6 protein-coding genes are annotated in these 4,393 nt (G+C 72.0%); all 6 read right to left on the reverse strand.

Annotated features, from left to right (window positions below; all coding sequences use genetic code 11):
* Positions 1-650: branched-chain amino acid ABC transporter permease (locus NQ160_RS19320; protein WP_257516738.1), on the reverse strand; the 650-nt coding region annotated here is incomplete at its 3' end.
* On the reverse strand, positions 650-1,366 hold the full coding sequence (locus NQ160_RS19325; protein ID WP_257516739.1) for an ABC transporter ATP-binding protein: 717 nt from the start codon (positions 1,364-1,366) through the stop codon (positions 650-652). The genes NQ160_RS19325 and NQ160_RS19320, both read right to left, overlap by 1 nt.
* Entirely contained in the window at positions 1,363-2,097 is a 735-nt protein-coding gene (locus tag NQ160_RS19330) for an ABC transporter ATP-binding protein (RefSeq protein WP_257516740.1), read from the reverse strand. Before NQ160_RS19330 ends, NQ160_RS19325 begins: the two co-directional genes overlap by 4 nt.
* 95 nt (positions 2,098-2,192) lie before the next feature.
* A complete protein-coding gene (locus NQ160_RS19335) occupies positions 2,193-2,936 on the reverse strand; it encodes a glucose 1-dehydrogenase (RefSeq protein WP_257516741.1) in 744 nt (247 codons plus the stop codon).
* Positions 2,933-3,913, reverse strand: coding sequence for an NADPH:quinone oxidoreductase family protein (locus tag NQ160_RS19340; RefSeq protein ID WP_257516742.1), 981 nt, complete (start codon positions 3,911-3,913; stop codon positions 2,933-2,935). The genes NQ160_RS19335 and NQ160_RS19340 overlap by 4 nt, the downstream gene beginning before the upstream one ends.
* Positions 3,914-3,916: 3 nt before the next feature.
* A partial coding sequence (locus NQ160_RS19345; RefSeq protein ID WP_257516743.1) for a TetR/AcrR family transcriptional regulator occupies positions 3,917-4,393 on the reverse strand: 477 nt, incomplete at its 5' end.

Genomic DNA, 4,393 nt, shown 5'->3' on the forward strand with positions numbered 1-4,393 from the left:
TGGGGGTTGAGCCCCAGCTCGGTGGGGATCAGCAGCAGCGCCGCGAGCGCTGCCACCGCGGCCGACAGCATCCAGCCGATCGTCACCATGCGATCCACGCGCACCCCGAGCAGGCGCGACACCTCGGGCGCGAAGGCCGATGCGCGCAGCTGCAGTCCGAGAGAGGTGCGGGTGAACAGCAGCGCGAGGATCCCCATGACCGACAGGGCCACGACCAGCACGAACAGGTCGTAGGGGGAGAGCAGCGGCACCCCGCCGACGAAGATGGGCGTCTCATCGAACGGCGCCGCCATCGGCCGGTACTGCGGTCCGAAGAAGATGCCCAGCAGCGACTGCAGCACCATCACCAGCCCGATGGCGATGATGATGCCGGCCAGGGGAGAGCGGTGCGGCGCGTGGCGCATGAGGCCCCGCTCGACGACGAAGCCCATCGCGGCGCCGCCGAGCACGCCGGCGGCGAGGCCCGCCGCGTACGAGCCGGTCAGGGCGGTGACGGCGAACGCCAGGTACGTCGCCACCAGCGCCATGGCGCCCTGGGCGAAGTTGATGATGCGCGCGGCGCGCCAGATGAGCACGAGCGACAGGGCGAACAGGGCGAAGATCGCGCCGCGGGCGAGGCCGGTGGCGAGCAGGAAGGCGAGTCGGTCCATCAGAATCCCAGGTAGGCGTGGCGCAGGGCGGTGTCGTCGGCGAGGGCGGATGCTGCGGCATCCGCCACGATGCGTCCGAGGTCGAGCACGACCCCGCGGTCGGCGATCGACAGGGCGCTGGTGATGTTCTGCTCCGCCAGCAGCACGGTCATGTCATCCCGTGCGGCGGCGTCGCGGAGGGTCGCCATCAGCTGGGCGACCACGAGCGGAGCCAGTCCCAGCGACGGCTCGTCGAGCGTGAGCACGCGGGGGCGCGACACCAGTGCGCGCCCGAGCGCGAGCATCTGGCGCTCGCCGCCGGAGAGCTGGTGGCCGTCCGCGGAGCGGCGGCGGGCGAGCGGCTCGAACAGATCGTAGATCTCGGCGATCGCCGTCTCGCGGGCGCGGCCGCGGTGTCGCCACAGCGCACCCAGGCGCAGGTTCTCGTCGACCGTCAGCTCCGCCACGACGCTGCGTCCTTCGGGAACCTGGGCGATGCCGCGGCGGGCGCGGTCCTCGGGGCTGAGCCGGGCGAGGTCGTCGCCGTCGAGGCGGATGCCGCCGCGCAGCGGCCGCACGAACCCCGCGAGGGCGCGCAGCAGCGTGGTCTTGCCGGCGCCGTTGGCGCCCAGGAGCGCGACGATCTCGCCGGGCTCGAGCGCGAACGACACGTCGTGCAGCACCGGCTCGCCGCCGTAGCCGACGGTGAGCTCGTGAAAAGACAGCGCGCCGTTCATGCCGTCGCCTTCAGCCCGAGGTACGCCTCTTCGACGGCGGGGTCGCTGCGCACCTCGTCGGGGGTGCCGCGGGCGATCACCCGCCCGAAGTCCAGCACGACGACGCGGTCGGCGACCGACATGACGAAGTCGACGTGGTGCTCGACCAGCAGCACCGCGCAGCCGGCGTCGGCGGTGGCGCGTACGGTGGCCGCCAGGGCCGCGATGTCGTCGTGGCCGAGGCCGCCGGCCGGTTCGTCCAGCAGCAGCAGGCGGGGGTCGGTGACGAGGGCGCGCGCGAGCGCCACGCGCTTGCGCACCGGGTAGGGCAGTGCGGCGACGGGAACGTCTGCCACATCGAGCAGATCGTGGGTGGCGAGTTCGGCGGTCACGCGGGCGGCGGCATTCTTGCGGGTGCCGGGACCGCTCAGGGGGACCGTGACGTTCTCGCGCACGGTGGCCCCGTCGAAGAGGCCCAGGCCCTGCAGCGTGCGCGCGACGCCCCGGCCGGTGAGCGCTGACGTGCGCGCCGGGATGGCCTGGCCGTCGAGCACGATGGTGCCGCGGCTGCGGACGAGCGCGCACACCGCGTTGAAGACCGTTGTCTTGCCGGCGCCGTTCGGTCCGATGAGGGCGACGACCTGTGCCGGCGCGACGTCGAACGACACGTCCTGCAGCGCGGTGAGGCCGCCGAAGGTCACGGTCAGGTCGGTGACGGCGAGCCGCGGAGCGGGTGGGGCAAGGGAGGACATCGGCACCTCTTCGTGTCGGGTGGCCCCACTGTACCTCATAAACCGACCAGCCGGTATGTTGCATTCGAAAGCAGGCGGCTGCGGTGACCAGGCTGCTATTTGTGGGGGATTCCGGTGATCATGCCGCCGTCGACGACGAACTCGGCGCCGCTGGTGAAGCGCGACGCGTCGGAGGCGAGGAACACGATCGTGCCGACGACATCGTCGGGGATGCCCGGCCTGCCCAGGGGGATGTCGATGCGCGCGGGGTCGATGCGCGTCGTCATGTCGGTGAGGATCAGCCCCGGGTGCACGGAGTTGACGCGGATGCCGCGCGGGCCGAGCTCGACGGCGAGGGATTTCGTCAGCCCCCGCACGCCGAACTTCGCGGCGGTGTATCCGTGCAGGCCGGGGCTTCCCCGCAGCCCCTCCACCGACGAGATGTTCACGATCGACCCGCCGCCGCCGGCGGCCATCGCCGGCACCGCCGCGCGGCAGCCGAAGAAGGTGCCGGTGAGGTTCACCGCGATCACGGCATGCCACTTCGCCGTGGAGTAGTGCTCGATGGGTGCCGCGTTGGCGATGCCGGCGTTGTTGACGAGCACGTCGAGCGCGCCGAAGCGCGCCATGGACACCGCCACGGCGGCATCCCATTCCTCTTCCTCGGTGACGTCGAGGTGCACGAACGTGGCGCGGGGACCGAGCTCTTCGACGAGGGCCGTGCCTTCGTCGTCGAGCAGGTCGGCGACGACGACCGCTGCGCCCGCCGCGTGGAGGGCGCGCACGTACGCGGCGCCGAGCCCGCGGGCCCCGCCCGTGACGAGGGCCGTGCGGCCGGTGAGGTCGAAGGGCGAGGTCATCTGCCGACCTCGATCACGACCCGCCCGGTGGTCTGCCCGCCCGCGAGCTTCTGGATCGCCTCGGGCGCCCGCTCGAACGGCACCACCTCGTCGACGAGTGGTGCGATCGCCCCGGATGCCGCGAGGCGGGTGAGCGCTTCGTGCGCCTCCGCCACGAGGTCGGGGCGGCGCTGGGAGTAGAGCGCCCAGTACAGGCCGAGCACCGCGAAGTTCTTCACCAGTGCGACGTTCGTGCGCAGCGTCGGGACCTCGCCGCTGGCGAAGCCGATCACCACGATGCGGCCCTCGAAGGCGACGCATCGGGTGGACGCCTCGAACGCCGAGCCGCCCACCGGGTCGAAGACGACGTCGGCGCCGTGCCCACCCGTGATCTCCTTGACCCGTGCCGGGATGTCGTCGACGCCGCGCACCAGCACCTCTTGCGCGCCCAGGTCGCGCGCGACGGCGGCCTTGGCCTGGCTGCCGACGACGGCGATGACGTGCGCGCCGGCGGCGACGCCGAGCTGCACGGTGGCGGCGCCCACTCCGCCGGCGGCGGCGTGCACGAGCAGCCACTCGCCCTGCCGCAGGGCGGCCCGGCGGTGGAGGGCGAACCACGCCGTCTGGTACGCGATCATGAGCCCCGAGGCGGCGATGTCGTCGAGGGCGTCGGGAGTGGGCTGCAGATCGCGCGCCGGCAGCACGGCGAGCTCGCTCAGCACGCCGATCTTGCCGCCGACGACCCGGTCGCCGACGGCGAACCCCTCGACACCCGGCCCCAGCGCCTGCACGGTGCCGGCGAACTCGATGCCGGGGATGAAGGGGAGGTCGGGCTTCACCTGGTACTCCCCGCGCGAAAGCAGCACATCGGGGAAGTTGGCGGCGACGGCGGCCACACGCACGAGCACCTCACCGGCATCCGGAGTCGGATCCTGCACCTCGACGAGTTCGAGGACGTCCTCGGGTTCTCCGTTGCGGGTGACGTGCCAAGCGCGCATGGGCTACTCCTTCGTGGTCCTGATGCTGGTGAGGAAGAGATCGGTCAGCTGCTCGGCCACCTGCGTCGCGGACTCCGGGCCGCCGGGGGAGTACCACTGCGAGAGGTAGTGGACGTCGCTGAAGAAGTGGGCGATGAGCACCGGCACCGGGATGTCGGTGCGGAAGAGGCCTTCGGCCCGGCCTCGCTCCAGGAGCTTCGCGACCTCGTCGTGGTAGGCGCGCCGGCGTCGCGTGACCTCCTGCTGGCGGGGTGCGGAGAGCATGTGGGAGCTCCGGAAGAACACCGTGCCCTCGGGCAGGAACTGGATGGAGGTCTCGATGACGTCGACGCCCACCGCGCGCAGCACCTCGTCGACGGCGCCTCCTCGGGCGACGATCTCGTCGAGCCGCGCCTTCTGCAGGGTCAGCAGCCGGTCGTAGATGCCGAAGAGCAGATCGTCCTTCGACTCGAAGTAGTGGTACATCGCGCCCTTGGTGAC

The sequence above is a fragment of the Microbacterium sp. zg.Y909 genome (assembly GCF_024626565.1).

Coding starts and splice junctions, on each gene's coding strand:
- NQ160_RS19325 (WP_257516739.1), bottom strand. CDS start 1,366: ATGAACGGCGCGCTGTCTTTTCACGAGCTCACCGTCGGCTACGGCGGC.
- NQ160_RS19330 (WP_257516740.1), bottom strand. CDS start 2,097: ATGTCCTCCCTTGCCCCACCCGCTCCGCGGCTCGCCGTCACCGACCTG.
- NQ160_RS19335 (WP_257516741.1), bottom strand. CDS start 2,936: ATGACCTCGCCCTTCGACCTCACCGGCCGCACGGCCCTCGTCACGGGC.
- NQ160_RS19340 (WP_257516742.1), bottom strand. CDS start 3,913: ATGCGCGCTTGGCACGTCACCCGCAACGGAGAACCCGAGGACGTCCTC.